We start from the raw sequence: 536 nt of genomic DNA on the forward strand, positions 1-536 counted from the left end.
CATGATCTCCACCTCACGCAGCTTGCCGATGATCTCCTCCGGCTTGTGCTTCTTCGCTGGCATTCGTCGTCCCTTCCTTGATCCAGACTGTCATAGTCGATGGACCACTCAGAAGGGGGCAGCTCAAACGACGGCTCGTGCATCCGGTTGAGGCAGGAATATCCAGGGCACGTCTGGGCGTACGACTTCGTCGAGGAGCGTACCCACGATGGGCGCAAGTTCCGCATCCTGACCATCATCGACGAGGCCAGTCGCGAGTGCTTGGCGCTGGTCGTGTCACGCCAGCTCCGCCACGAAGACGTGCTGGGCCGCGTTGGCCGACCTGTTCATTGAACGCGGTCCGCCAGCGCACATCAGATCGGACAATGGCAGCGAGTTCATCGCCACCGCCGTCCAGACCTGGCTCGGTCAGATCGGTGTGAAGACGCTCTACATCGCCCCGGGCTCGCCTTGGGAGAACGGCTACAACGAGAGCTTCAACGGCTCGCTGCGCGACGAACTGCTCAACGGCGAGATCTTCTACAGCCTCGCCGAGG

1 pseudogene is annotated in these 536 nt (G+C 61.8%); it reads left to right on the forward strand.

Annotated elements, in window-relative coordinates:
• Positions 1–126: 126 nt before the first annotated feature.
• Positions 127–536, forward strand: a pseudogene (locus MF607_RS22610) (DDE-type integrase/transposase/recombinase); the annotation flags it as partial.

It is taken from the genome of Sphingomonas lacusdianchii (genome assembly GCF_022664395.1).
GTDB lineage: Bacteria > Pseudomonadota > Alphaproteobacteria > Sphingomonadales > Sphingomonadaceae > Sphingomonas > Sphingomonas lacusdianchii.